Source organism: Nonomuraea sp. NPDC059007 (assembly GCF_042740555.1).
GTDB lineage: Bacteria > Actinomycetota > Actinomycetes > Streptosporangiales > Streptosporangiaceae > Nonomuraea.
This window is the reverse complement of sequence record NZ_JBHYJD010000003.1, coordinates 14,752-39,681: the sequence shown is the minus strand read 5'-3', so window position 1 is coordinate 39,681 and position 24,930 is coordinate 14,752. Positions and strand designations below refer to the sequence as shown.

Annotated in this window: 20 protein-coding genes and 1 pseudogene; 12 read left to right on the top strand and 9 right to left on the bottom strand. The window is 73.0% G+C overall.

Going from position 1 to position 24,930, the window contains the following annotated elements:
• Window positions 1–44: 44 nt before the first annotated feature.
• Window positions 45–815: an ABC transporter ATP-binding protein gene (locus ACFWY5_RS05490; protein WP_379630814.1), complete on the bottom strand. Its 771-nt coding sequence runs from the start codon at window positions 813–815 to the stop codon at window positions 45–47.
• Between the two features lie 344 nt (window positions 816–1,159).
• Between ACFWY5_RS05490 and ACFWY5_RS05485 the strand changes: the two genes are divergently transcribed.
• Complete coding sequence (locus tag ACFWY5_RS05485; protein WP_379630621.1) at window positions 1,160–2,359, top strand: acyltransferase family protein; 1,200 nt, start codon at window positions 1,160–1,162, stop codon at window positions 2,357–2,359.
• Between the two features lie 195 nt (window positions 2,360–2,554).
• On the opposite strand, the gene ACFWY5_RS05480 is transcribed toward ACFWY5_RS05485, so the two are convergent.
• The 4 genes from ACFWY5_RS05480 to ACFWY5_RS05465 form a co-directional block, all read right to left on the bottom strand.
• The gene (locus ACFWY5_RS05480; protein WP_379612836.1) at window positions 2,555–3,253 is read right to left on the bottom strand and encodes a TetR/AcrR family transcriptional regulator; all 699 of its coding nucleotides are present in this window, start codon (window positions 3,251–3,253) and stop codon (window positions 2,555–2,557) included.
• Between the two features lie 63 nt (window positions 3,254–3,316).
• On the bottom strand, window positions 3,317–3,700 hold the full coding sequence (locus ACFWY5_RS05475; protein ID WP_379612835.1) for a VOC family protein: 384 nt from the start codon (window positions 3,698–3,700) through the stop codon (window positions 3,317–3,319).
• 101 nt (window positions 3,701–3,801) lie between these two features.
• On the bottom strand, window positions 3,802–5,148 hold the full coding sequence (locus ACFWY5_RS05470; RefSeq protein WP_379612834.1) for a 6-phospho-beta-glucosidase: 1,347 nt from the start codon (window positions 5,146–5,148) through the stop codon (window positions 3,802–3,804).
• Window positions 5,145–5,903: a DeoR/GlpR family DNA-binding transcription regulator gene (locus ACFWY5_RS05465; protein WP_379612833.1), complete on the bottom strand. Its 759-nt coding sequence runs from the start codon at window positions 5,901–5,903 to the stop codon at window positions 5,145–5,147. Before ACFWY5_RS05465 ends, ACFWY5_RS05470 begins: the two co-directional genes overlap by 4 nt.
• A gap of 122 nt (window positions 5,904–6,025) precedes the next feature.
• Between ACFWY5_RS05465 and ACFWY5_RS05460 the strand changes: the two genes are divergently transcribed.
• From ACFWY5_RS05460 to ACFWY5_RS05440, 5 genes are read left to right on the top strand one after another with little or no spacing between them, the layout of a single operon-like run.
• The gene (locus ACFWY5_RS05460) at window positions 6,026–7,162 is read left to right on the top strand and encodes a PfkB family carbohydrate kinase (protein WP_379612832.1); all 1,137 of its coding nucleotides are present in this window, start codon (window positions 6,026–6,028) and stop codon (window positions 7,160–7,162) included.
• Between the two features lie 3 nt (window positions 7,163–7,165).
• Complete coding sequence (locus tag ACFWY5_RS05455) at window positions 7,166–8,518, top strand: ABC transporter substrate-binding protein (protein ID WP_379630620.1); 1,353 nt, start codon at window positions 7,166–7,168, stop codon at window positions 8,516–8,518.
• Window positions 8,515–9,393 (top strand): carbohydrate ABC transporter permease, encoded by an 879-nt coding sequence (locus ACFWY5_RS05450; RefSeq protein ID WP_379612830.1) that lies wholly within the window; start codon window positions 8,515–8,517, stop codon window positions 9,391–9,393. Before ACFWY5_RS05455 ends, ACFWY5_RS05450 begins: the two co-directional genes overlap by 4 nt.
• Window positions 9,390–10,169, top strand: coding sequence for a carbohydrate ABC transporter permease (locus tag ACFWY5_RS05445; RefSeq protein ID WP_379612829.1), 780 nt, complete (start codon window positions 9,390–9,392; stop codon window positions 10,167–10,169). Before ACFWY5_RS05450 ends, ACFWY5_RS05445 begins: the two co-directional genes overlap by 4 nt.
• Before the next feature lie 16 nt (window positions 10,170–10,185).
• Complete coding sequence (locus tag ACFWY5_RS05440; RefSeq protein ID WP_379630619.1) at window positions 10,186–12,819, top strand: sugar-binding protein; 2,634 nt, start codon at window positions 10,186–10,188, stop codon at window positions 12,817–12,819.
• Here ACFWY5_RS05440 and ACFWY5_RS05435 read toward each other — a convergent pair.
• The gene (locus ACFWY5_RS05435) at window positions 12,803–14,371 is read right to left on the bottom strand and encodes an alpha/beta hydrolase (RefSeq protein ID WP_379630618.1); all 1,569 of its coding nucleotides are present in this window, start codon (window positions 14,369–14,371) and stop codon (window positions 12,803–12,805) included. The genes ACFWY5_RS05440 and ACFWY5_RS05435 overlap by 17 nt on opposite strands.
• 344 nt (window positions 14,372–14,715) lie before the next feature.
• Between ACFWY5_RS05435 and ACFWY5_RS05430 the strand changes: the two genes are divergently transcribed.
• The 5 genes and pseudogenes from ACFWY5_RS05430 to ACFWY5_RS05410 all read left to right on the top strand — a co-directional run bounded on the left by ACFWY5_RS05430 (window position 14,716) and on the right by ACFWY5_RS05410 (window position 19,876).
• On the top strand, window positions 14,716–16,290 hold the full coding sequence (locus ACFWY5_RS05430) for a PQQ-dependent sugar dehydrogenase (protein ID WP_379630617.1): 1,575 nt from the start codon (window positions 14,716–14,718) through the stop codon (window positions 16,288–16,290).
• Between the two features lie 112 nt (window positions 16,291–16,402).
• A complete protein-coding gene (locus tag ACFWY5_RS05425) occupies window positions 16,403–17,572 on the top strand; it encodes a S8 family serine peptidase (protein ID WP_379630616.1) in 1,170 nt (389 codons plus the stop codon).
• A 4-nt stretch (window positions 17,573–17,576) separates the two neighbouring features.
• On the top strand, window positions 17,577–18,308 hold the full coding sequence (locus tag ACFWY5_RS05420; protein WP_379630615.1) for an RNA polymerase sigma factor: 732 nt from the start codon (window positions 17,577–17,579) through the stop codon (window positions 18,306–18,308).
• A 74-nt stretch (window positions 18,309–18,382) separates the two neighbouring features.
• Window positions 18,383–18,619, top strand: a pseudogene (locus ACFWY5_RS05415) (peptidoglycan-binding domain-containing protein); the annotation flags it as partial.
• Window positions 18,620–18,625: 6 nt separating this feature from the next.
• Window positions 18,626–19,876 carry a matrixin family metalloprotease gene (locus tag ACFWY5_RS05410; protein ID WP_379612989.1) on the top strand — a complete coding sequence of 417 codons (1,251 nt, stop codon included), beginning with the start codon at window positions 18,626–18,628 and terminating at the stop codon, window positions 19,874–19,876.
• 2 nt (window positions 19,877–19,878) lie between these two features.
• On the opposite strand, the gene ACFWY5_RS05405 is transcribed toward ACFWY5_RS05410, so the two are convergent.
• The 3 genes from ACFWY5_RS05405 to ACFWY5_RS05395 form a co-directional block, all read right to left on the bottom strand.
• Window positions 19,879–20,337, bottom strand: a complete 459-nt coding sequence (locus ACFWY5_RS05405; RefSeq protein ID WP_379630614.1) for a hypothetical protein — start codon at window positions 20,335–20,337, stop codon at window positions 19,879–19,881.
• Window positions 20,338–20,341: 4 nt separating this feature from the next.
• Window positions 20,342–20,890: an RNA polymerase sigma factor gene (locus tag ACFWY5_RS05400; RefSeq protein WP_379612822.1), complete on the bottom strand. Its 549-nt coding sequence runs from the start codon at window positions 20,888–20,890 to the stop codon at window positions 20,342–20,344.
• A gap of 126 nt (window positions 20,891–21,016) precedes the next feature.
• Window positions 21,017–22,324, bottom strand: coding sequence for a S8/S53 family peptidase (locus ACFWY5_RS05395; protein WP_379630613.1), 1,308 nt, complete (start codon window positions 22,322–22,324; stop codon window positions 21,017–21,019).
• Between ACFWY5_RS05395 and ACFWY5_RS05390 the strand changes: the two genes are divergently transcribed.
• A complete protein-coding gene (locus ACFWY5_RS05390; protein WP_379630612.1) occupies window positions 22,323–24,914 on the top strand; it encodes a CHAT domain-containing protein in 2,592 nt (863 codons plus the stop codon). The two genes, ACFWY5_RS05395 and ACFWY5_RS05390, sit on opposite strands and share 2 nt — an antisense overlap.
• Window positions 24,915–24,930: the final 16 nt, after the last annotated feature.

The following is a 24,930-nucleotide window of genomic DNA, read 5'->3' as shown; positions in this document are numbered from 1 at the left end:
GTGGGCCAGGATGGCAGGCCGGGCGCGCCCCGCGCAAGTGCCGGTCAGTGCGGGATCACCATCGGCGTGGCCCTGCGCGGGTCGGCCACGATGTCGCAGTCGAGCCCGAACACCCGCTTGACCAGCTCCGGCGTGAGCACCTCTGCCGGCGGGCCCTCGGCGACCACCCGGCCCGCGTCCATGACGACGAGGTGGGTGGCGAAGCGGGCCGCCTGGTTGAGGTCGTGCAGGACGGCCACGATGGTCCGGCCCTCCTGGTGCAGCTCGCGGCAGAGCTCCAGCAGGTCGTACTGGTGGGAGATGTCCAGGAACGTCGTCGGCTCGTCGAGCAGCAGCAGGTCCGTCTGCTGGGCCAGGACCATGGCGATCCACGCGCGCTGGCGCTGGCCGCCGGACAACCGGCCGGCCTGCGCGCCGGTCAGCTCGCGCAGGCCGGTGCGCTCCAGGGCGAAGCCGATCGCGGCGTCGTCGCCGGGCGACCACTGGCGCAGCAGCGTGTGGTGGGGGTACCGGCCGCGCCGTACCAGGCCGCCGACGGTGATGCCGTCGGGGGCGACGGGGTTCTGCGGCAGCAGCGCCACGTGCCTGGCGGCCTCCCTGCCCCGGTAGGACCACAGGTCGCGGCCGTGCAGTGTGATCGTGCCCTCGGCCGGCTTCAGGACCCTGGCCAGGGCTTTGACGAGGGTGGACTTGCCGCAGCCGTTCGGGCCGATGACCATGGTGAAACCGCCGTGCGGGATGTCCAGGCTGACATCGCGTACGACGGGGTCGCCGCCGTAGGAGACGGTGAGGCCGCGCGCGGCCAGGGTGTACACGCCGACCGGCAGGTTGACGGGCAGGGGCGACTGCTGGGCGGGGAGGTCGGCCAGCACCAGCAGCAGCGCGCCGACCAGCGCCGACAGCGTCAGGTGCGGCCCCGGCCGACAGGCTGCCGTTGACGTAGGCGGTCAGCATGGTCGCCTTGTCGCGTTCCACCGCGTAGACGACGTACTGGATGATCCTTGTGCTTCATGGAACGGCGCGGCGACGCGTACGGCCGCACGGCGAAACATCGAGTGCTCCGCTTCGCAAGTTAGGTAAGACTAAGCTACTTCTCTCCGCAGGAACCTTGATCCAGGACTGAAGGTGATTTTCCCGACACTTCGGTACGTTGGGATATATGCCTGCTGCCCGTCCCGACGACGTCGCCGCCGCCCCGCCCGTACCCGCCGTCGCCGCCGGGACGCCCGCGCGGCTGGCCTGGCTCGACGCCCTGCGCGGCCTCGGCGCGCTCGCCGTCGTGGGCGAGCACCTGCTGACCTGGGCGATGCCGTGGCTGCGCCCCACCTCCTTCAATCTCGGCATGTACGGCGTGCTCGTCTTCTTCCTGGTCAGCGGCTACATCATCCCGGTGTCCCTGGAACGCAAAGGCGACGTACGCGCGTTCTGGATCAGCCGCTTCTTCCGCCTCTACCCGCTCTACCTCCTGGTGATCGCGGTGGTGCTGGCGTTGTCGTTCTGGCTGCCGGTGCGCAGGGAGGTGCCCCGCGACGCCTCGGCGCTGGCCTCGCACGCCACCATGCTCCTCGACGTGGTCGGCGCCGGAGGCGTGGTCAACACCATGTGGACCCTCTCCTACGAGATGGTCTTCTACCTACTGGTCGCCGCGCTGTTCGTGGCGGGCGTGCGGGTGGGCCGCAGCGCGCTGTCGGTCGCCTTCGCCGCCGCCGCCATGGCCGCCGGGCTCGCGCTGAGCAACGCGCCCCTGACGGGCGCGTGGCTGTCCTGGGCGTCACTGGCCGTCTTCGGGCTGGGCCTGACCTGCGTCATCACCGGATATTTCCGTACGGCCGCCGCCGTCGCCCTCGGCGTCATGGCCCTCACCCTGCTGCTGACCGCCAGCCCCACGCCGTGGTTCGGGGCGGCGATCCTGTCGGTGATGTTCGCCGGGACCGCCGTCCATCGATGGGAGCGCGGGAACGGGCGGTTGTGGCCGGTGGCCGTGACCGCGATCCTCGTGGCGCTGACCCCGGTGTGGGCGCTGGACGCCGGGTGGTGGTGGGTGCGGCCGCCGGTGTGGATCACCACGATCGTGCTGGCGGCGGCCACGTTCGCCGGTGGCATGCTCCTGCGTACCCGCCGGGTGCCGGCGCCGCTGGTGTGGCTCGGGGTGATCAGTTACTCGCTCTACCTGCTGCACCTGCCGATCCTGACGGGGGTGATCGCGATAACCGGCGACCTGCGCTGGGCGCCCGCCCCCCTGCAGATCGGGATCAGCCTGTTGTGCCTGCTGCTGATGCTGCCCGCGAGCTGGCTGACCTACCGCTACCTCGAACGCCCCATGCAGTCCTACGCCCGCCGCCTCACCACCCCACCCTGACCAGCGTGCCCGGCGGCACCTCCCTGCTCGGAGACCTGGACTTCACGGCAGCAGGGCACTCCGGCGGCGCGGCGAAAGGGGCGGCCTCCAGGGGCCTGGGGCCTCCTCGGGGTCGAAGGGCCCGGGCGCTGCCGGCGTGAGCGCGGGGTCGGGGTGGGGCGGTCGGAGGTTGGGGGTGGTCAGGCGTGGGGGTGGTCAGGGGCGGGGGGTGGTGATGCGGGCGGCGAGGCCGTCCAGGACGCAGGTCAGGCCGAAGGAGCGGCCCGAGTCGCGCGGCGCGTCGCCCACGTCGGCCAGCGCCTCGACCAGGGCGGGGAAGCGGCTGGCGTGCCGGTCCAGGATCTGGGCCAAAGCGGGGCTGGCCTGGCGGTCCTCGGCCCACGGCTGGGTGCCCGCCGTCGCGAGCGACTGCGTGTTGCGCAGGTGGCCGAAGATCAGCAGTGCGGCGTCCATGCGCTCGCCGCCGGTCAGGCCGGTCCCGTTCAGGGCGCCGACGGCCGCCTCGGTCCAGCCGATCTCGCGCGGCCCCATCATCCGGTCGCCCAGCGTGGCCCACGGCAGCCACGGGTGCCGGGCCCAGACCGCCGCCACGAGCCGGGCCAGTTCCTCCAGCTTGGGCCGCCAGCCTCCCTCGATGCCCGACAGATCGGGCGGATCGCCCACCGCCCGCTCGATCATCACGGCGACGAGGTCGGCCTTGCTGGAGACGTACCGGTAGAGCGACATCTTGGTGAACCCGAGGTCGCCCGCCACCCGCTGCATCGAGACCGCCTCGATGCCGTCGGCGTCGGCGATCGCGATGGCCGCCTGGGCGATGTTGGGGAGGCTGAGCGAGGGCCGTGCGGGCGCGGGCTGTTCCCACAGGAGTTCTTCGATCTTGTTTCCTGCCGCCATGCGCTCCTCCTCGGATCCACCACGTGGTGTGTCTTGAGGATATCTCTGTTTACACAAGACACGTCAGGCCATGACGAGAACACTCCAGAGGTGACCGTCGAGGTCCCGGAAGCTGCGGCTGTACATGTACTCGTTGTCCTCGGGCTCGCCCGTCTCGCTCGCCCCGTTGGCCAGCGCGGTCGTGAGCATCTCGTCCACCTTGGCGCGCCCGCCCTCCACCTGCAGCGCCAGCGCCACCTCGGTGCTCGCGCCGGTGTCCGGGATCGCCTTGCCGGTGATGGAGGTGAAGAACGGCTCCGTGACCAGGAGGAGGGAGACGCCCTCGCCCAGGTTCACGCAGCCGGCGTCGTCGTTGGTCAGCTGCTCGTCGACGCTGTAGCCGAGCTTCTCGAAGAATCCGAGGCTGGCGGCGAGGTCCTTGACGTGCAGGTTGACGAAGAGCGACATGAGTGTCCCCTATCTCAGTAATCTCTCCTCCGGAGACTTTGTGTCCGCCGGATACTGAGCTTTACAGTAGACACCGAGCGGGTACCCGCGCAAGAGGCTTTTCAGCGGGGAAGGACGGCTGCCAGCTCCGGGATACGCGCCCGGTACGCGTCGAGCAGCCGCCGGGCCACGTCCACCGAGTCGACCAGCGGATGCAGCGCCAGCGCCTCGACCGCCAGCGCGGAAGAACCGGTGAGCGCCGCCTCGATGGCCGCCTGCTCCACCGCCTTGACCTGCTGCATCAGGCCCAGGAACCGGCCGGGCAAGGGCCGCGTGGCCAGCGGCTGTACGCCCGCGCCGCTCACCGCGCACGGGATCTCCACCACGGCCTCCGCCGGCAGCCCGGGTACCGCGCTGCCGTTGCGCACGTTGAGGATCATCGTGGACGGCTCGCCCCGCGCGATCGCCGCCATGAGCGCCAGCGCGATCCCCTCGTACCCGCCCGCCTGGAGGTCGGCGGCCTCACGCTCACCGGCGCCGGTGAGGTCGCGGGTGTCGGCCATGTAGCTGGCGTCGCGCTCCCGGCGTGTCCTGGTCCACTCGCTCAGCGCGTCACCGGGCCGCTCGCGCACGGCGGTGTAGAAGCGGTCCTGCTGCAGGACCAGCGACTCGCCCCGGGTGTGCTCGGCGGCCCGGGCCGCGGCCACGGATTCGCGGTTGAAGTAGTAGTAGTACAGGTACTCGTTGGGCAGCGCGCCGAGCGTGCGCACCCAGTCGCCGCCGAAGATCCGCGCCTCCTCCACCTGCCGCAGCGCCGCGTCGTCGGCGAGCAGGCCGGGCAGCACGTCGCGGCCCTCGTGGACCAGCCCGCGTAGCCAGCCGAGGTGGTTGAGCCCCACGTAGTCGGGGGAGACGCGCGCGGAGTCCAGGCCGAGCGCCGCCGCGGTCCGCCTGATCAGCCCGATCGGCGAGTCGCAGATGCCGACGACCCGGTCGCCGAGCACGCCGCGCATGGCCTCGGTGATCATCCCGGCCGGGTTCGTGAAGTTGATGACCCAGGCGCGCGGCGCCACCGCCGCCACCCGCTCGGCCACGCGGACCGCCACCGGGATCGTACGCAGCCCGAACGAGATGCCGCCCGGCCCGGTGGTCTCCTGCCCGAGCAGGCCGAACTCCAGCGCCACCCGCTCGTCGGCCGTGCGCCCCGCCAGCCCGCCCACGCGGATGGCGGAGAAGACGAAGTCGGCGTCGGCCAGCGCGGTGTCCAGGTCGGTGGTGGTGCGCACCCGCGGTGGGCGCTCGTGCCCCTCGGCCAGCTGGCCGAGCACGTTCTCGATGGCCGCCAGCCGCCGTTCGGACACGTCGTGGAGCACCACCTCCTCCACGCGCGGCTTCGCCTGGTCACGCAGGAGCGCGCCGTACACGAGAGGGACCCTGAAGCCCCCGCCGCCGAGAACGGCCAGTTTCATGCGAGCACCACCTCCGCGCCGGCCGCCGCGCAGGCGCGCAGCGTGCTGTCGTCCGCGCCGTCGTTCGTGACGACGACGTCGAGATCCTCTGGCCCGCACACCCGCAACGCGCCGGTGCCGGGAAACTTGTGCCGGTCGGCCAGCAGCACCACCTGCCCCGCCGCCGCGATCATGGCGCGCTTCAGCGGGACCTCGGCGAGCGTCGTGTCGACGACCTGCCCGTCGCGCCGCACGCCGCTCGCGCTGAGGAAGACCCGGTCGGCGACCACCTGCCGCAGCGCCTCCTCCGTGAGCACCCCCACCAGCGAGTGGTACGGCCGGCGCACCATCCCCCCGAGCACCAGCAGCTCCACCTCGGGATCGGCGCGCAGCACGTCGAGCACGGCCAGGCTGGAGGTGACCACGGTGACCCGGCGCCCGCGCAACTGCCTGGCCAGGCGCATCGTGGTGGTGCCGATGTCGAGCAGGACCACGTCGCCCTCGCGCACGAGCCGCCCCGCGCACACCGCGACCGCCTCCTTGTCGCCCTCGTGGATGGCGGCGACCTGCGCGAACGGCATGTCGGTGTCGGCGTCGACGCTGGGCAGCGCGCCCCCGCGCACCCGCTTGAGCGTGCCGTCGCGGTCGAGGACCTCCAGGTCGCGCCGGATGGTGGACGGACTCACACCGAGCTGCCTGGCCAGGTCGTGCACGCTCGTGGCGCCGGACAACCGGACGCGGCGCATGATCTCCTCATGCCGGAGGCGCTGAAGCACGTACGGATCGTATCAGTCATTTTCGCGCATCAGTGAGCACGATTTACCAATGGCCCTTGCTATGAGCGAGCAAACGTGCAAGATTGCGCACATCTTCGATCTGTCGAGGAGGACCGGCTATCGTGTACGACCCTCTCGCCCAGCGGCGAAGCTCCGAGGGCCCCCAGTTCGACGTCTTCCTGGCAGGCATGGTCTTCCTGGACATCGTCTTCACCGGCCTGCCCGCCATGCCCACCGCCGGAAGCGAGGTCTGGGCCGAGGGGATGGGCTCCTGCCCCGGCGGCATCGCCAACCTCGCCATCGCCACCAGCCGCCTGGGCCTGCGCACCTCGCTGGCCGCCGCGTTCGGCGACGACGACTACGGCGACTTCTGCTGGCGGACCCTGGAGGAACAGGAGAGCGTCGACCTGTCGAGGTCGCGCCGCTTCGAGCACTGGCACTCGCCCGTCACCGTCTCCATGGCCGTCGACCGCGACCGCAGCATGGTCACCCACGGCCATCCCTCGCCCATGGCGGCCTCGGAGATGATCGGCAAGCCGCCGCGCACCCGCGCCGTCATCGTCACGCTCTCCCCGGACGAGCCGCTCGGCGGTTCCGAAGGCGACCGCAACTGGGCCGACCTCGCCTACCGCGACGGCGCGCTGGTCTTCGCCGACGTCGGCTGGGACCCCTCGGGCGCCTGGTCGCAGGCGGTGCTCGACCAGCTCGCCGTCTGCCACGCCTTCATGCCCAACGCCGTCGAGGCCATGGCCTACACCGGCATGGACACCCCGCGCGACGCGCTCTACTCCATCGCCGACCGGGTACCCCTCGCCGTGGTCACCGACGGCGCCAACGGCGCCATGGCGATCGACTCCACCACCGGCGAGGAGGCGTTCGTCCCCTCGCCGCGGGTGAACGCGCTCGACCCCACCGGCGCCGGCGACGTCTTCGGCGCCGCGTTCGTGCTCGGCACGCTGTGCGAGTGGCCGCTGACCGACCGGCTGTCGTTCGCCGGGCTCTGCGCGGCGCTGGCCGTACAGCAGTTCGGCGGGTCGCTGGCCGCGCCGGGCTGGGGCGACATCGCCGACTGGTGGCACGAGGTGCGGGCCTCCGCCGGGCACACCGGCGCCTACGGCGAGTCGCTGGCGCGGCGCTACGCCTTCCTCGACACCCTGGTCCCCGCGGTACCGGTGGGCGCTGTCCGCAGGGCGGCCGCGACCATCGCCCGCTACGCCGATTTGGGGATGGCTCCCCAGCCGCCTGCCCAGAAGGAGTAACCCATGAACGCCTCCACGCGCGCCGCGCTGGCCGCCGGTGCCGTGGCGCTCGCCGCGGCCGCCTGCGCCCCCGGGTCCTCGGCGCCGCCGGCCGCATCGTCGCCGGCCGCGTCGAGCCCGGCCGCGGTCCGCACCGACGCCGCCGCGCTCGGCAAGGTGACGCTGACCGTCTGGGACCAGGAGGTACGCGGCGCGCAGAACGCCCAGATGACCGCGCTCAACACCGCGTTCCAGGCCAAGTACCCCAACATCACGATCAAGCGGGTCTCGCGCTCCTTCGACGACCTCAACACCACGCTGCGCCTGGCCCTGAGCGGAAACGAGCCGCCGGACGTGGTCCAGGCCAACAACGGCCGCCCCCAGATGGGCGCCTTCGTCAAGGCCGGCCAGCTCCGCCCGCTCGACGCCTACGCCGACGCGTACGGCTGGAAGAAACGCTACCCTCAGTCCGTCCTGCAGTACGTCAGCTACACCCCCGACGGCAAGGACTTCGGACAGGGCAGCGTGTACGGCATGCCCCAGGCCGGCGAGGTCGTCGGCCTCCTCTACAACCGCACCAAGCTGACCAAGCTCGGCCTCCAGCCGCCCACGACCTGGGCGGACTTCCAGGCCGCGCTGGAGAAGGCCAAGCAGGCCGGCGAGCAGCCGCTGATGCTCGGCAACCTCGACAAGTGGCCCGCCGTGCACGTCTTCGGCACCGTCCAGGGCCAGTTCGTGCCCAAGGAGCAGATCGCCACGCTCGGCTTCGGCCGCAAGGGAGCCACCTGGTCCACGCCGGAGAACACCAAGGCCGCCCAGCAGCTCGTCGACTGGATGGACAAGGGCTACCTCAACAAGGACGTCAACGGCCTCGGCTACGACGCCTCCTGGCAGGCGTTCGGCAAGGGCAAGGGCGTCTTCTACATCGGCGGTAGCTGGCTGATCGGCGAGCTCGGCAAGAGCATGGGCAAGGACCTGGGCTTCTCCCTGCCGCCCGGCACGCCCGCCGCCACCGGCGGCACCGGCCTGCCGTTCGCCGTCACCGCCAAGAGCCCCAACCCCGACGCCGCGGCGGCCTACCTCGACTTCATCACCAACGCCGACGCGATGAAGGTGCTCACGCAGAACGGCCTGCTGCCGGTGGCCGACACCGACCAGCAGACGGTGGAGGAGGGCCCGACCAAGGACATGTTCACCGCCTTCGCCGCCATCACCAAGCAGGACGGGCTGCTGCCGTACCTCGACTACGCCACCCCGACCTTCGCCGACACGCTCGGCGCGGCGCTGCAGGACCTCATGGCCAAGAAGGCGACGCCGGAGGAGTTCCTGGCCACGCTGGAGAAGGACTACAAGAAGTTCGTGGACAGCAACGGATGACCCGCCCGCCAGGCGAGCCCCGGCGCGTCGCCTACCTGTTCCTGCTGCCGGCCTTCGCCGTCTACGCGGCCTTCCTGCTCTACCCGATCGGCCGGGCGGTGCAGCTGTCGCTCTACGACTGGGACGGGCTGACGCTCGGCACGTGGGCGGGACTGGACAACTACGCGGCGATCATCGCCGACGGGGAACTGCGCGACGCCTTCGGGCACGCCCTGGTGCTCATGTTCTTCTACGCCGTGCTGCCGCTGGCGATCGGGCTGATGCTGGCGGCGATACTCAACCACGCCAAGGTGCGCGGGCTGGGGTTCTTCCGGACGGTGGTGTTCCTGCCCCAGGTCGTGGCCATGGTCGTGGTGGCCGTCGCCTGGCGGCAGGTCTACTCCTCCGACGGCTCGCTCAACGCCCTGCTCGAAGCGGTCGGCCTCGGCGGGCTGGCGCGCGGCTGGCTGGGCGACTACGCCTTCGCGCTGCCGGCCGTCGGCGTGGTCGGCACCTGGTTCGAGACCGGGCTGGTGACCGTGCTGATGCTGGCCGGGATGAGCAAGATCCCGCTGGAGCTGTACGAGGCCGCGCGGCTGGACGGCGCGGGCGCGGTGCGCGAGTTCTTCGCGGTCACGCTGCCCTCGGTGCGCGGCGAGATCGCGGTCGCGCTCACGCTGACCGTGATCGCCGCGCTGCGCACGTTCGACCTGGTCTACATCACCACCGGGGGCGGGCCGGGCAACTCCACCTCGGTGCCGTCCTACGAGGTCTACCACCGCGCCTTCGAGCTCGGCCAGGTCGGCTCGGCGGCGGCGATCGGGGTCACGCTGACCCTTTTCATCTTCGCGGTCTCCTTCGTGATCAACCGCTTCGCCGACAGGAGCGTCCCGTGATCTCCCGCGCCGAGCGACTGGGCAACTACGCGATCCTGTCGGTGTTCGCGATGTTCGCGCTCTTCCCCATCCTCACCATCCTCCAGGCGGCGGCCGGCGGCGGCGTCGAGGGGTTCGCGCAGGCCTGGGAGACCGGGCACTTCCACACCTACCTGCGCACCAGCCTCGGGGTGTCGGCGTTCGTCGTGGTCGTCAGCGTCACCCTGTCGATCATGAGCGGGTACGCCTTCGGCACCATGCGCTTTCGCGGGCAGAACATCCTGTTCTACCTGTTCCTGCTCGGGATCATGATGCCGAGCGAGGCCATCGCCGTACCCCTCTACTTCGACCTGCGCACGCTCGGGCTGACCGACACGTTCTGGTCGGTGGCGCTGCCGCAGGTGGCGCTGTCGGTCGCGTTCGGCACCTTCTGGATGCGGGCCTACTTCCGCTCCTCCAGCCGCGCCATCGTCGAGGCCGCCCGCATCGACGGGGCCTCGGTCTGGCGGACGCTCTGGCAGGTGCTCGTGCCCCCGGCCAGGCCCGCGATCGTCACCCTGATCCTGCTGGTCTTCATGTGGACGTGGAACGAGTTCCTCATCCCGCTGATCATGGTGACCAGCGAGGGGCTGCGCACCGCCCCGCTCGGACTGGCCTTCTTCCAGGGCCAGTACACCTCCGACTTCGCCCTGCTCGCCGCCGGGTCCGTGATCGTCGCGACGCCGGTCGTGATCTTCTACCTGTTCCTCCAGCGCCACTTCATCCGCGGGCTGCTCCAGGGGGCGGTCCGCGAATAGCCCCTCCGGAGGTTCCATGCTGACACCCTTAATCGCCACGCTCCTCCTCCTGACGCCCGCCGTACCCGCTCAGGCTGAGCCGGCGAAGGACCTGGGCGTGCTCTTCGTCGGCGCGCACCCCGACGACGAGGCCTTCAGCCTGTCCACGCTCGGCCAGTGGAAGGAAGACCACGGCGTGCGCACCGGCGTCGTGACCGTCACCCGCGGCGAGGGCGGCGGCAACGCCGTCGGGCCCGAGGAAGGGCCCGCGCTCGGCCTGCTGCGCGAGGGGGAGGAGCGCCGGGCGGTCGCCAAGGCGGGCGTCACCGACGTGTTCAACCTCGACGACGTCGACTTCTACTACACCGTCAGCGCCCCGCTCACCGACCGCATCTGGGGCGGCGACACGCTGGCCAAGGTCGTGCGGATCGTCCGGCAGACCCGGCCGGAAGTGCTGCTCACCATGGACCCCGCCCCGTCGCCCGGCAACCACGGCAACCACCAGCAGGCCGCCAGGCTGGCCGTCGAGGCGTTCTACGCCGCCGCCGACCCCAAGGCCTTCCCCGAGCAGCTGAGAGAAGAGGGCCTGCGGCCGTTCGCGCCCGCCCGCCTGCTGCTCGGCGGCGCGCGCGGCATCACCGCGCCGGCCGGCCCCGGCTGCTCGGCCGTCACCGACCCGGTGCGCAACGTCTACGGCGTGTGGAGCGGGCGCGCCTCGTCCGCCCAGGGACGCACGTGGGCGGCGATCGAGCGCGACGCCCAGCGCGTCTACGCCTCACAGGGCTGGGCCGGGTTCCCCGACGTGCCCACGGATCCGGCCAAGCTCGGCTGCGACCTGTTCACGCAGGTGGACGCGCGGGCGCCGTTCCCGGCTCCGGGTGGCCAGGCCGCCGCCGCGCCGACCGCGATCCTCGACGGCGCGCTGGTCAGGGCGCCGGGGACGGTGCCGCTCGGCACCGAGTTCACGCTCACCCCGAGCGCCTTCGACGTGCGGCCGGGCAAGGCGTTCACCGTGCGCGCCGCCGTACGGGGCCGGGCGGCGCTCGGCCGCTCGTCGGTGACGCTGCGCGTGCCCGCCGGGTGGCAGGTCAGCGGCTCGGGTGAGCTCGGCAGGCTGTCCGCGGGGCGCGCGGGCGCCGCCGTCTTCACGGTGACGCCGCCGCAGGGCGCCGCCACCGGCCAGCGGGTACGGCTGGCCGCCACCCTGGCCACCGAGCGGGGGAGCGGGTACACCGATCGGCAGGTCGAGGTCGGCGTGGCCGTACGCGCGACGCAGCAGTTGCTCCCCCAGGTCGGCCAGTACGAGACGTGGGCCGGCGAGCTCGCCCCGCAGCTGCGCGGCCTGGTCACCCCCGTGCTCACGCTGGGCTCCGGCGGCTCGCGGCAGGTCGGCGTCGTCGTCACGAACGTCTCCGGCACCGCGCAGTCGGGCAGCGTGAAGGTGGAGCTGCCGGACGGGTTCACCGCCGACCGCGTGGAGGCCCCCTACAGCGGGCTGGCGCCGGGCGCGTCGGTCACCGTGCCGTTCACCGTCACCAACTCCGACCCCTCGCTGAAGACCTCCAACGAGGGCGGCGACTACGCCTACACGATCACCGCCACCAGCGGGGAGGGCTCCAGCGTGAGCAAGCCCGCGCTGGAGCTCGTCCCGGCGACCGTGATCCCGGCCGCCGCGCCCACCGTGGACGGGGCCGAGGCGGACGGCGAGTACCCCGGGCCCGCGCTCGACATCTCCCGGCTCTGGGAGGGCAGCGCCTGCGCCTCCCCGGCCGACTGCTCGGGCACGGCCAAGCTCGCCTGGCGTGACGACACCCTTTACGTGCTGGCCCGGATCAAGGACGACGTGGTGGGCACCAAGCTGCCGGCCGCCGACTGCAAGCGGCACTGGCGTACCGACGCGCTGGAGGTGACGCTCGACCCGCGCGGCGTCTCGGAGAACACCTCCACCACCTTCAAGGCGGCGGTGCTGCCGGTGACCGCGGAAGGGCCGCCGTGCGTGCTGCGCGACGCCGACAACCGGCAGGGGCCGGTGAACCTGCCGGTGGCCGCCAAGACCGGGGACGGCGGCTACACGGTGGAGCTGGCCATTCCGCTGGAGCAGGTGCCCGGCGCCGTCGACCCCGCCCGGCTCGGGGTGAACATCCTCTTCTACGACTCCGACACCCAGGACAAGACCGGGCAGACCCGGATCGGCTGGTCCACATGGGGCGGCGTACAGGGGGACCCGTACCGGTGGGGCCTGGCCACCATGCCCGGCTACCAGCCTCCGGCCGGCCGGCCCACCACGCCGCCCGACCCGGTGATCCCGGACACCGGGCTGTCCAGCCTGGACTCGCCGGAGTCGCTGGAGCAGGCCGTACGGCTGGGCCTGCCGCTCGCGGGCGGCCCGCCCGTCGCGCGCGCGGCCTTCGGGCGGGTCGTCTCGGCCGTCGTTCGCGGGGACTCGGTCAAGGTCACGCTGGTCACGGGCGCCGCGGGCAAGGCGCACCTGTTCGTGCGCGACGCCAAGGGTACGGCGGGCGGCCACGTGGTCACCGTGTCAGGAAAGGGGAGCACGACGGTCAGCGTGCCCCTCACCCGGGCGTTGTCCGGCAGGGCGGCCGTGGTCGCGGGCTGGCAGGCCGGACCCGGGACGCAGGCCTCACAGGCCCGCCTCACGGGCGGCAGGTGAAGTCCTTGCCGGGGAGCTCGCCACCCCCGAGGTAGGCGTTGACGGCGCGGTCCGCGCAGGGCAGCGGACTGCCGCCGTCGGCGCCGCGCCCGTACACGCCGTGCGCGCGGATCTCGGCCGTCAGCAGCCGCGATCCGCGCAGCCGCCGGTGCAGGACGAGCGCACCGCCGAGGTTGTCCGACCTGGCCTGCAGCATCAGCACGGGTACGGCGTTGCCGATCGCGGTGACCGGTTCGCGCGAACCCACCTCCCAGTACGCGCACGGCGCCATCATCCCGTTGACCAGCGGCCCGAACACCGGCTGCGCGGCCCGGCTCTGCCGCATGTTCCGCCAGTACGTCTCCGGATCGTCCGGCCACCCGCCCGCGGGCCAGCCGGCGTCGCCGCACATGAAGAACGTGGCGCCCAGCATGCTGCCGGCCAGGTCGGGCGAGCGGAGCAGGTCCAGCATCGCCCGCAGGTGGGGTCCCGGCCTGACCGGCCGGTTCACCAGGTCGCGCACCACCCCGGCCAGCGCCTCGTCCTGCTCCCGGTGCTGGACGAGCTGTCTCAGCAGCAGGCGCAGGACGGCCGCGTCCAGCCGTACGCCGTCCACCACCGGCGGCCTGCGCTCGGCCCGCTCGACCAGCCGCCGCACCGCCGCCCGTACCGCCGCTCCGGTACGGCCCAGCCGGTAGCGGTCGTGCCGGGCGGCGGCCCAGCGGGCCCACTGGTCCAGGGCCCGCTCCAGCGGTCCGCCCGACTGCCGGAACAGCTCGTACTGCGTGGCCCTCGGGTCGCTGGAGGAGTCGATGACCATGCGGTCCACCCGGCCGGGGAACAGCTGGGTGAAGACCGCGCCCAGGTCGGCGCCGTAGGAGACGCCGAAGAAGGACAGCTTCCGCTCGCCGAGGGCGGCCCGAATGGTGTCCATGTCCCTGGCGACGTTGTTCGTGGTGGCGTGGGGCAGGAGTTCCCTGTTGCCGCCCTTGTCCAGACAGCGGCGCGCGGTGTCGCGGGCCGCGCGCAGCGACTCCTCGAACTCCCTCCGGGGAGAGGTGGTGCGTGGCGGTTCGGGCTTGGGGGCGGTCTTGCCGCAGGTGATCGGGGTGCTCTCGCCGAGGAAGCGCGGGTCGAACCCGATCAGATCGTACCGGCCGGCGACGCCCTTCAACGTGGCCCGCAGATGCGCCGCGAACCCCAGCCCCACGCCGCCGGGCCCGCCCGGGTTGGCCAGCAGGATGCCGCGCCGATCGCCCGTGGCCTTGACGCGCGAAACCGCGATCTCGATGGTACGGCCCGCCGGATCGTCGTAGTCGAGAGGCACGCGCACCTTGGCGCACTGGGCGCCCGCCCGCTTGAGCTGCCTGTCCTTGCAGGCACCCCAGGCAACGGCCTGGTCGGCGGTTGTCGTGACAGCGGCGGCCTGGTCGGTGGTTGTCGTGGCGGCGGCCGGCAGGGCGAGCGCGGGCAGCAGCGCCACCCCGAGCCCGGCCGCCACCACGCGGCCCGCCCACCGGCGCCCGGCCCGCGGGCCCGGGGAGGTGGGAAAAGAGGTGTGGATCATCGGCATGTGCAGCGACGCTAGTGGCCGCCGATTTCCCGGCGTATCGGCCGGATGACGGAGATCACCCGGCCGTTCGGCCGACCCGGGTGGAGCCGAGGATGGATCGGGAGCGGGTTGTGCGGCATGGCGTTTTGTTAGGTGTGGCGGTGAGGTGGGAATCTTGGGCGGTGGAAGGTGGTGTGGTCGGGTCTGGTGGGGCGGTGGCTAACGCTGAAACCCTGAAAAACTCGGAGCGACCAGAAATATCGCCTGATAGTCGGATATGTGGCGTATATACGGTTGGGTTTTCGGCTGAAAGCCGGGGGTTTCGGGCCTTGACAGCGTTTATTGGCTTTTGTCATGTCGGCGTTATGGTGCTTATTCGCACGCTGATCGCGACCACCCTCATCGCGACGGCTTTCCACGCCCCGGCCCACGCACAGCCGGCCGACATCGACTTCACCCGTCCGGAAGTAGTGGCGAGCGGCCTGCAGATTCCCTGGGGCCTCGCCTTCCTGCCGGACGGGAGCGCGCTGGTCTCAGAACGCAACAGCGCCAGAATCGTCCAGGTACGCCCCGGCGCCGTCCCCGTCGAGGTGGCCCGCGTCCCCGGCGTCTCGGCCTCCGGCGAAGGCGGGTTGCTCGGCATCGCCGTATCCCCGACCTACGCCCAGGACCGTTACGTCTACGCCTACCACACCGCCGCCTCCGACAACCGGATCGTCCGCTTCACCCTGTCCGCTCCCGGCACGCCCACCCTGATCCGCGGCGGCATCCCCAAGTCCGGCATCCACAACGGCGGCCGCATCCACTTCGGCCCCGACGGCATGCTCTACGCCAGCACCGGCGACGCCAACCAGACCGGCAACAGCCAGAACCTCCAGAGCCTCGCCGGCAAGATCCTGCGCATGCGCCCCGACGGCACCGTCCCCCCGGACAACCCGTACGCCGGCTCACTCGTCTACACCCTCGGCCACCGCAACGTGCAGGGCTTCGCCTGGACCGCGGCCGGCCAGATGTACGCCACCGAGTTCGGCCAGAACACCTGGGACGAGGTCAACCAGATCGTCGCCGGCGGCAACTACGGCTGGCCGGTCGTCGAGGGCAACGGCGGCGCGCCCCGCTACCGCGACCCCCTCGTCACCTGGACCACGGCGGAGGCCTCGCCGAGCGGCGCCGCCATCATCGGCGACACCCTGTTCGCCGCCGCGCTGCGCGGCACCCGCCTCTGGCGTGTCCCTCTCCCGGGCGGCACACCCGACAACGTCCTGCGGGGCACGTACGGCAGGCTCCGCCACGCCGCGGTGGCACCCGACGGCCACCTCTGGATCCTGACCGGCAACCGCGACGGCCGCGGCACCCCCGCACCCCAGGACGACCGCGTCGTCCGCTTCCCGCCCGGAGACACCGGCGGCGGCGAGACGGTCTACGAGGACGACTTCGAGACGGACAAGGGCTGGACGACCCCCGGCGCGTCCGACACGGCGACCTCCGGACGGTGGGAGCGCGGCGACCCCGAGCCCACCACGTACTCCGGCGCCACCATCCAGCCCGGCAACGCCGCCGGAGGCGCCAACTCCCTGGTCACCGGCCGCACCGCCGGCAGCCAGGCGGGCGCCAACGACGTCGACGGCGGCCTGACCACCGTGCGCTCCCCGCAGATCACCCTGCCCGCCGCCACCCGGCTGACCCTCACCTTCTCCGCCTACCTGTCCCACCTCAACAACTCCTCCTCCGCCGACTACCTGCGCGTACGCGTGGGCGGCACCACCGTCTACGAGCGCCTGGGCGCGGCATCCCAGGTGGCGGGGGCGTGGCAGCAGGCCAGTGCCGACCTGACCGCCTTCGCCGGCCAGACAGTCCAGCTGGAGGTCCAGGCCAACGACGCCGCCACCGCCAGCCTCCTGGAGGCCGGCCTGGACAGCGTCCGCATCACCAAGTCCTGACCCGGGGGGTGCCGCGCCCACCCCTCACGGCACCCCACCCCGGCGGTTTGTATCAGCCGGCGCTCAGCGCCCTCCGTACAGGTGGCACGTAACTCGCACCCCGGAGGGTCACATGAGCGGCCGGATCACCGACACCGGCGTGGAGCAGTACTACGACGACGAGCTCGTCGTCGACCTGGTGCACCTCAGAGCGGTCACGCACCTGATCGACACATGGGCGGACATCGACGGCCCCGCGTGGGTGCGGCGGGACGACGAGGCGGGCAGCGCCCTGCTCGGGCTGGCGCGGATCGAGGTCACCGGGCTGCCGGCGGTGGCAAGGACGTTACGCGAGCGGCGGGACCTGGTGCCGCGGGGCACGAAGACACCGGTGGAGGATCTGGATCTCCTGCTGCGCGCGCTGCGGGAGGAACGCCCGGAGTTCGTGATCGGCAAGCACCGGCTGGTGGAGAACGTCGAAGGACTCGCGTCCGCGGGCGCCCCGCGCAACGTCCCGGGCGGCGTACGGCTGGCGCCCAGGAGCCTGACCGATCACCCAAGGCTGCGCGTCGGCATCCTGGACACCCCGATCTGGCCGCACGACCAGCTCGCGGGCCGGTTCATGGCGGACTCGGCGGCCCTGCTGCCACGGGTGCGCGAGGCGCCCACACCGATGCTGGCGGGACACGCCACGTTCGTCGCCGGGATCATCGCCGCCCACGCCCCCGACGCCGAGCTGGTCGTGCGGGCCGCACTCGACGAGGACGCCGTCTGCGCCGACTCCTGGGACGTCGCCACCCGCATGGTGAGCTTCGTCGCCGAGGAGGTGGACCTGCTGCAGCTGTCCTTCGCCTGCTTCACCGCCGACGACGAGCCCCCGCTGGTCATCGGGCGCGCGGTGGCCCGCCTCAGGGAGCAGGCCGTGCTGGTCGCCGCGGCGGGCAACCACGGGGCCGAGCCGGGCGGGCGGCGGCACGCGAAGGCGTTCCCCGCCGCCTGCGAGGGTGTGGTGGCGGTGGGGGCGGAGGCGGAGTTCAGCCCGAAGGCGCCGTGGGTGGCCCTGCACGCCCCGGGGGCCGGGGTCACCTCGACCTACCTGGAGGGCAGGGTGAGCCTGCCCAAGGGCGAGGAGGCCTTCTACTCCGGCGCCGCCACCTGGAGCGGGACCTCGTTCGCCGCGGCGGCGGTGAGCGGCGCCATCGCGGGCCTGGCCCACCGGCGCGGATCCAGCGCCAGGGAGGCCAAGGAGTACCTGCTTCACCGCCCGGCGGTCCACGACATCCATCCGCCAGGCCAGACCTGAGCCGATGAGGGACGACCCGGAGGTCGTGGCCCTGGTCACGCGGGCGAGAAAGGGCGACCAGGCCGCCTGGGACGAGATCGTCGAGCGTTACTCCCCGCTGGTGTGGTCGATGTGCCGCCGCTTCCGCCTGGTGCGGCCCGACTCCGACGACGCGGCGCAGACGGTGTGGCTGCGCCTGGTCGAGAACCTGGACGCCCTGCGCGAACCGGCCGCCCTTCCCGGCTGGCTGGCCAGGACCGCCCACCGGGAGTGCCTGCGCAGGGCGCGGGAGGTCCAGCGGCGCGGCGGCGTGGAGCGGCCGCTGGACTTCGAGCCGGAGACCGGGCCGGACCTGATCGCCGAAGAGCTGGAGAAGGCCGAGCGCGACCTGCTCCTGCGCCGGGCGTTCGCCCAGCTCCCGCCGCGCTGCCGCGACCTGCTGACGTTGTGCCTCGGCCCGGATCCGCTGCCGTACGCCCTGATCGGCGAGCGGCTCGGCATGCCGGTCGGCGGGATCGGCCCGAGCCGCGGCCGGTGCCTGGCCAGGCTCCGCCGCATCCTGGAGGGGAGCGGGCATGCCGCAGGGCCCGCCCAGCCTGCCGAGGTGGAGGCGCGCGGCCCGTGCCCGCCGTCCCACCCGGCCACGCCGGGCGAGAAGGGCCGCTTCACGATCCGGCCGCTGCCTCGCTTCCCGTTCTATCTGCTCTGCCGTACGGCGGGCGGCAGGAAGACCGTCACCGGCTGGATTCTCGGCTGACCGGATGTATCACGAGGGGTTCGCCCGCCTCCGTAGGGGTGAACGGAACGTTCCCACGCAGGAAGGCGATCTTCATGATCCCTCTCAAGCACGGCGACTCCGGTCCCGACGTGCGGCAGCTCTACATGTTCCTCAAGCGCTTCGGCTACTTCCCCAACCCGGGCCTGCGCACCGGCAACGCCCTGTTCCGCCCGGCCGTCGTCTTCGCCCCGGAGGACCTGACGCTGTTCGACGACCGGATGGAGCTGGCGCTCTCGGAGTACCAGCGCCAGCACGGCATCGAGCCGACCGGCGCGCTGAACGAGGAAACGCTGACGATGATGCGCACCCCGCGCTGCGGCTTCCCCGACCAGCCGTCGGCGGGCCAGTTCGTCGCGCAGGGCAACCGGTGGCCGACGAACGAGGTCACCTACAGCTTCACCCCGCCCTTCAGCCCGGACGTGTCGGAAGCCGACCAGCGCGCGGCGCTGCGGGCGGCCTTCGACCGGTGGGCGGCGGTCACGAACCTCACCTTCACCGAGGTCGGGAACAACGGCCAGATCCGGATCGCCTGGGCGGCCCGCGACCACGGTGACGGCTTCCCCTTCGACGGCCAGGGCAGTGTGCTCGCGCACTGCTTCTACCCGCCGCCCAACGGCGGCGACATCGCCGGGGACTGCCACTTCGACGAGGACGAGACCTGGTCGGTCAACGTACCGCCGAGCGGGTTCGACCTGTACACGGTTGCGCTGCACGAGATCGGCCACGGGCTGGGCCTGGCCCACTCGGCCGACAACAACGCCGTCATGTTCCCGTCCTACCAGGGCGTACGCCGCGAGCTCAGCGACGACGACATTCAGGGCATCCGTTCCATCTACGGCGCCCGCCCGCAGTGGTCGTCGCTGCAGGGCGTCGTCTTCGCCACGGCCGCGGGCACGAACGCCGACGGCCGCCTGGAGGTCTTCGTCCGCGGCACCGACAACGCCGTGCACCACAACTGGCAGACGAGTCCCGGCGGCGGATGGAGCGGCTGGTCGAGCCTGGGCGGGGTCCTGCAGGGGCGGATCGCGGTCGGGCGCAACCACGACGGGCGGCTGGAGATCTTCGGCCGGGGGACCGACGGCGGGCTCTACCACAACTGGCAGACGGTCCCGAACGGCGGCTGGTCCGGCTGGCACGGGCTCGGCGGCTGGATCGAGGACCCCGAGGTCGCCGTCAACCCCGACGGCCGGCTGGAGGTGTTCGTCCGGGGCTCCGACTCGGCCCTGCACCACATCTGGCAGGTCACCCCCGGCGGCGGCTGGTCCGGGTGGGCCTCGCTCGGCGGCTGGATCGACGAGCCCTCCGTGGCCCGCAACGGCGACGGCAGGCTGGAGGTGTTCGTCCGCGGCCTGGACAACACCGTCTACCACATCTGGCAGGTCTCGCCCGGCGGCGGCTGGTCCGGCTGGTCCGGGCTCGGCGGCGAGATGCTCGAAGGCCCGATCGCGACCACCAACCACGACGGGCGGCTGGAGGTCTTCATCAAGGGCACCGACTCCGCGCTCTGGCACCGCTGGCAGACCGCGCCCAGCAACGGCTGGTCGTGACCTCAGCGTGGCGCGCCGGTCACCCACGGGGTCCGCACGACGCCCTCCTGCGAGCGGCAGCGGATCCGGAAGGTGCCGGACGGCGCTGAGGGGAAGACGAAGCAGCCGGCCTCGTCGATCGGGGTGGTCTCGGCCTCCCCGGTCGCGAGCTGGCGCTCGGCCGTACCGGGCCGGGGTGGGAGCAACTGCCCGAGCAGCGTCTCGGGTCCCACCTCGGCCTCGATCGTGTCCTTGGCGGTGCGGAAGATCAGTACCCGCTGCCCGCCCCTGGTGACCGCCACGAGCTCCCGGTCCAGCGCCGAGTCGTAGACCAGCCCGGCCAGTTCGGCCTCGACGTCACGCCACACGAACGCGACCTTGGCCGCGCTCACGAACTCCGGCGGCACCTCTTCGGCCGCCCGCTTGGCCTGGCCGAGCGCGGCCAGCAGCCGCTCGTCGTCCGCCCACCACGGTGACTCCATCGCGTCAGCCTCCCTCCGAGCGGATCAGCGCCGCGACCTCCGGGCGCCGCCGCAGCTCCGCCAGGCAGCGTCCGCGCGTGGGGCCGATCGAGCCCACGGGGATGCCGAGCGTCGCGCTGATCTCCTCGTACGGCGCCGGCGGCAGCCGTACCAGCAAGGACAGCAGAGCCCTGCACCGCTCGCCCAGCTGGCGGAAACCCGCGTAGAGGGCGGTGTTGCGCTCGGCCTCCAGCAGTTCGCGGTCGACCGGCTCGTCGTCGGCGGGCGCGTCGTGGTCGGCCCACGGCTTCAAGTGCGTGCGCTGCCAGGCGGCGGAGGCGCTGCGCCGGCCGCACTCGCGCCGCGTCACCGTGGCCAGCCAGCCCGGCAGCGCCGCCGGCTCGCGCAGCCGGTGGTCCAGCAGCGCCAGCCACACGGTCTGGGCCACGTCGTCTGCCTCGTCCCGGCTGAGGCGGAAGGCCCGGCAGGTCGCCCACACCAGCGGAGCGTAGCGCTCCACGATCTCGTCCCACGCGTCCTTGTCGCCGGCGTGTGCGCGCCGGACAAGGGACACAACCGCTGGATCATCGCGCATCACGCCATTTTCATACGGCGGGCGCCGCCGGGAAAGCGCATCATGCCGGCCTCCGTCACAGTCGTTCTCACTCCTTACAGAGGCAGGCGGCGGCGCCCTGATACGTCAGAGCCGCAGAACGGCCCCGATACCCCGCTCGTGCCGGGTGGCGTCCAGCACCGCCCGCCTGGCGTCCTCGGGACCGCCGCCGTGCGTAGCCAGGTGGGCGGCGGCGATCCCGGCGACCAGCGGTGCGGAGAAGGAGGTGCCGTCCCAGCGGGCCATGCCGGCGAAGTTCTGCCTGGCGGGGCGCCGGGGCGGCTCGCGGTAGGTGTAGGTGCCGGTGGCGTAGGCGTTGACCAGGCCTTCGCCGAGCGTGTACACGTCCACCCACGGGCCGTGGTTGCTGAACCAGGCGCGGTGGACCTGGTCGGGGCCGAGCGCGCCGACGGCCAGCGCCCACGGGAAGGCGGCGGGGTAGAAGGGGCGGCAGGTGCCGTCGTTGCCGGCCGCGGCCACGAGCAGCACGTCCGGGAAGAGGTCGGGGAACAGGGAGAAGCCGAGCGAGTCCCAGCGGTTGCGGGTGTAGGTGCCCGCGGACAGGTTGACGACCTGCGGGCGCAGGTCCCTGATCAGCCGGATGATCTTGTTGATGATCACGTTCTCCCGCTCCGCCCCCGACTCGGCGAAGTGGTCGGCGACGTACACCTCCGCGTCCGGCGCCGTGCAGCGCGCGACCCCGGCGGCGAAGGTCCCATGGCCCTGGAACTGCTCGATGTGCGCCAGCCCCGAGGGCAGGATCGGCCCGATCCGCTCGACGTCGCCGCGCACCCCCGCCAGCCAGGGGTGCGGGAGGTCTTCGAGAATGCCGGTGTCCACGATCCCGATCAGGATTCGCCGCGCCTTCTCCGCCGGGGCCCGCTGGGGCGGCCACGGCTGCGCGGGCATCCCGCCCGGCACCTCGGGCTCGACCGCGGGGCACAGCCGGGTGATGTGCAGCACGTGGTTGGGCGAGGCCAGCGGCGGCCCGTCCGCGGCACGGGCCGAGCCGTCCCGCTCCTCCAGCAGGTCGAGCGCCTCCGGCACGGTACGCCGGCCGTCGTCCAGGTTCTCGATCGACACCAGCATCGTGGTGTTGCCGGGCTGGCGTTCCTCTCCTTCCGGCCGCTGCCGTTCCTCGGGAACGACCTCGGCGCCGGGCAGCAACTCCCTGACCCGGCCCACGTTCCTGCCCTCGTCGATCACCAGCAGGCGATCGGCCTCGTACACGTAGTCGACCTGCCCGTCGGGAGTCCACGCCACCTCGGCGGTGACCCCCCTTGCCGCCATCCTGCGCTGGATGGCTCGGAACTGCGCCTCGAAGACCGCATCCATAGCCAGTACATCGCCGTAGGGCTTGCGGGCGCTACGGCCGGCGCGCATTGTCGGACTCATGGCGGCCGACCTGCTCCCCCTCGCGCTGTCGCGCCCCAACGAGGCGCTGGAACGTGCCCGCCGGCTGCTGGCCGACGATCCAGGCCCGTACGCCGCCTCGCTCGCCCGGCAGGCCATCGGCATCGTGCTGCGTGAGTTCGGCGACATCGAGCAGGCGGTACGGGAGCTGCGCGCGGCCCGGCGGCTGGCCAGGAAGTCCCGCTCGGCCGAGCGGGAGGCCGACGTCCTGGCCACGCTCGGCGTCGCGCTCGTCTTCGCCGGGCGCACCGCCTCCGGCCGCACCGCGCTCAACACCGCCGTGGAGCTGTCCACCGGCCTGACCCACGGCCGCATCCTGCTCAGGCGCGGCGGCGTGCTGCTCGTATTGGGCCGCCACCGCGCCGCGCTGGCCGACCTGAACGCCGCCATCTCCGTCCTGCGCGTGGCCGGTGACCTGCTGTGGGAGGCCCGCGCCCGCACCGAGCGGGCCTTCTGCCACCTCGCGCTGGGTGCGCTGGCCCGCGCCGCCGCCGATCTCGGCCGGGCCGGGGAGCTGTTCGTCCAGACGGGGCAGGAGCTGGAGTCGGCCGACGCCACCGCCAACCACGGCGTGCTGGCGCTGCGCGTCGGCGACCTGCCCGCCGCGCTCGGCCACTTCGACGCCGCCGCCCGCCACTACGACCGGCTCGGCGCGGCCGACGCCAACCTGAGCCTGCACCGCTGCGCCGCCCTGCTGACCGCCGGGCTGCCAGAGGAGGCGCTGGCAGAGGCGGACGAGGCCATCGAGCGGCTGCTCGGGACGCGCGGGCAGCGCTCCAAACAGGCCGAGCTCATGCTGACCGCGGCCGACTGCGCCCTCGCGGCCGGCCGCCCCGCCGCCGCGCTGGAACGTGCCGAAGGCGCCGCCCGGCTCTTCGACCGGCAGCGCCGACGGTGGTGGCGGGCGCACGCGCGGCTGGTGATGGTGCGGGCCGAGTTCGCCGCCGGGTCGCCGACCGGCGCGCTGCTGCGGGCGGCCGGGGCGTGCGTGCGCGAACTGGCCGCGCTCTCCTCACCGCACCTGCCGCTCGGCCACCTGCTGGCCGGCCGGATCGCGCTCGCGCTGGGCCGTACCCGGGTGGCGCGCGAGCACCTCACGGCGGCGGCGCGGGCGCGGCGGGGCGGCCCCGCGCAGGCACGGACCACGGGCTGGCTCGCCCACGCCCTGCTCGCGCGGCTCGAAGGCGACGCGCGGGCGCTCCTGCACGCCTGCGGCCGCGGCCTCGCCGTCATCGACGAGCACCGCGGCACGCTCGGCTCCTCGGAACTGCGCGCCCAGGCCACCGCGCAGGGCGCCGAACTGGCCGCGCTCGGCCAGCGCCACGCCTTGCGCGCGGGGCGGCCGAGGATGTTGCTGACGTGGAGCGAGCGGTGGCGGGCCGGCGCGCTGGCCGTCCCGCCGGCCCGCCCGCCCGACGACCCCGACCTGCAGGCCGACCTCGCCGCGATCCGCGCGGTCGCCGGACGGCTGGCCGACGCGCACGCCCGCGGCCTGCCGACCGCGCTCCTCCAGGCCGAGCAGGTACGGCTGGAGCGCGCGGCACGGGCCAGAGCGCTGCGCGCCCGCGGCGACCGGATCGCCTGCCCGCCCTTCGACCCCGGCAGGCTGCTGGCGGCGCTGGGCGGGGACCTGCTGCTCGAACTCGTCGAGGTCGACGGCGGCCTGCACGTCCTGCTGTGCGGCGGCGGCCGGGTCAGGCGGCTGCCCGCGGGCCCGCTGGAGCAGGCGGCGCGGCAACTGCACCTGGCCAGGTTCGCGCTGTCGCGCCTGGCCCACGGCCGCTCCACGCTCGCCCCCGCGGCGCTGCTGAACCAGCTGGAGAGCGCGGGAGCCGAGCTGGAACGGCTGCTGCTCGGCGCGGCCGGGCGGGCGCTCGGCGACCGTGACGTGGTGATCGTGCCGCCCGGCCGCCTGCACGGGGTGCCGTGGAGCATGCTGCCGTCGTTGCACGAGCGCGTGGTGAGCGTGGCGCCGTCGGCCGCCTCCTGGCTGCGCGCCCGCGAGCCGGGCGCGGACGGCGCGGGCGTGGTGCTGGTACGCGGGCCCGGCCTGGCCTCGAAGGGCGCCGAGGTACCGAAGATCGCCGCCGGGCACGCCGACCCGGTCGTGCTGGAGGACGGGACGGCGACCGTACCGAGGATTCTGGCGGCGATGGAGGGACGGCGGCTCGCGCACATCGCCGCGCACGGGACCTTCCGCGCCGACAGCCCGCTGTTCTCGGCGCTGCGCGTGGACGACGGGCCGCTGACGGTCTACGACCTGGAGCGCCTGCGCCGCCCGCCGCGGCAGGTGGTGCTGTCGAGCTGCGAGTCGGGGCGGGGCGCCGCGGCGGGCGCCGACGAACTGCTCGGCCTGGTGGCCTGCCTGGTGGAGCTGGGGACGGCCGGGGTGGTGGCCAGCGTCGTCCCGGTCAACGACGCGGCCGCGGTGCCGCTGATGGTCAGCCTGCACCGGGAGCTGCGCGCCGGGGCGGCGCTGCCCGCCGCGCTGACGGCCGCCCGCCGCGAGTGCGCGGGTGACCCGGTGGCGGTGGCGACGGGCTGGTCGTTCCAGTCGTTCGGGGCGGGATGAGACAACTCCTTACGGC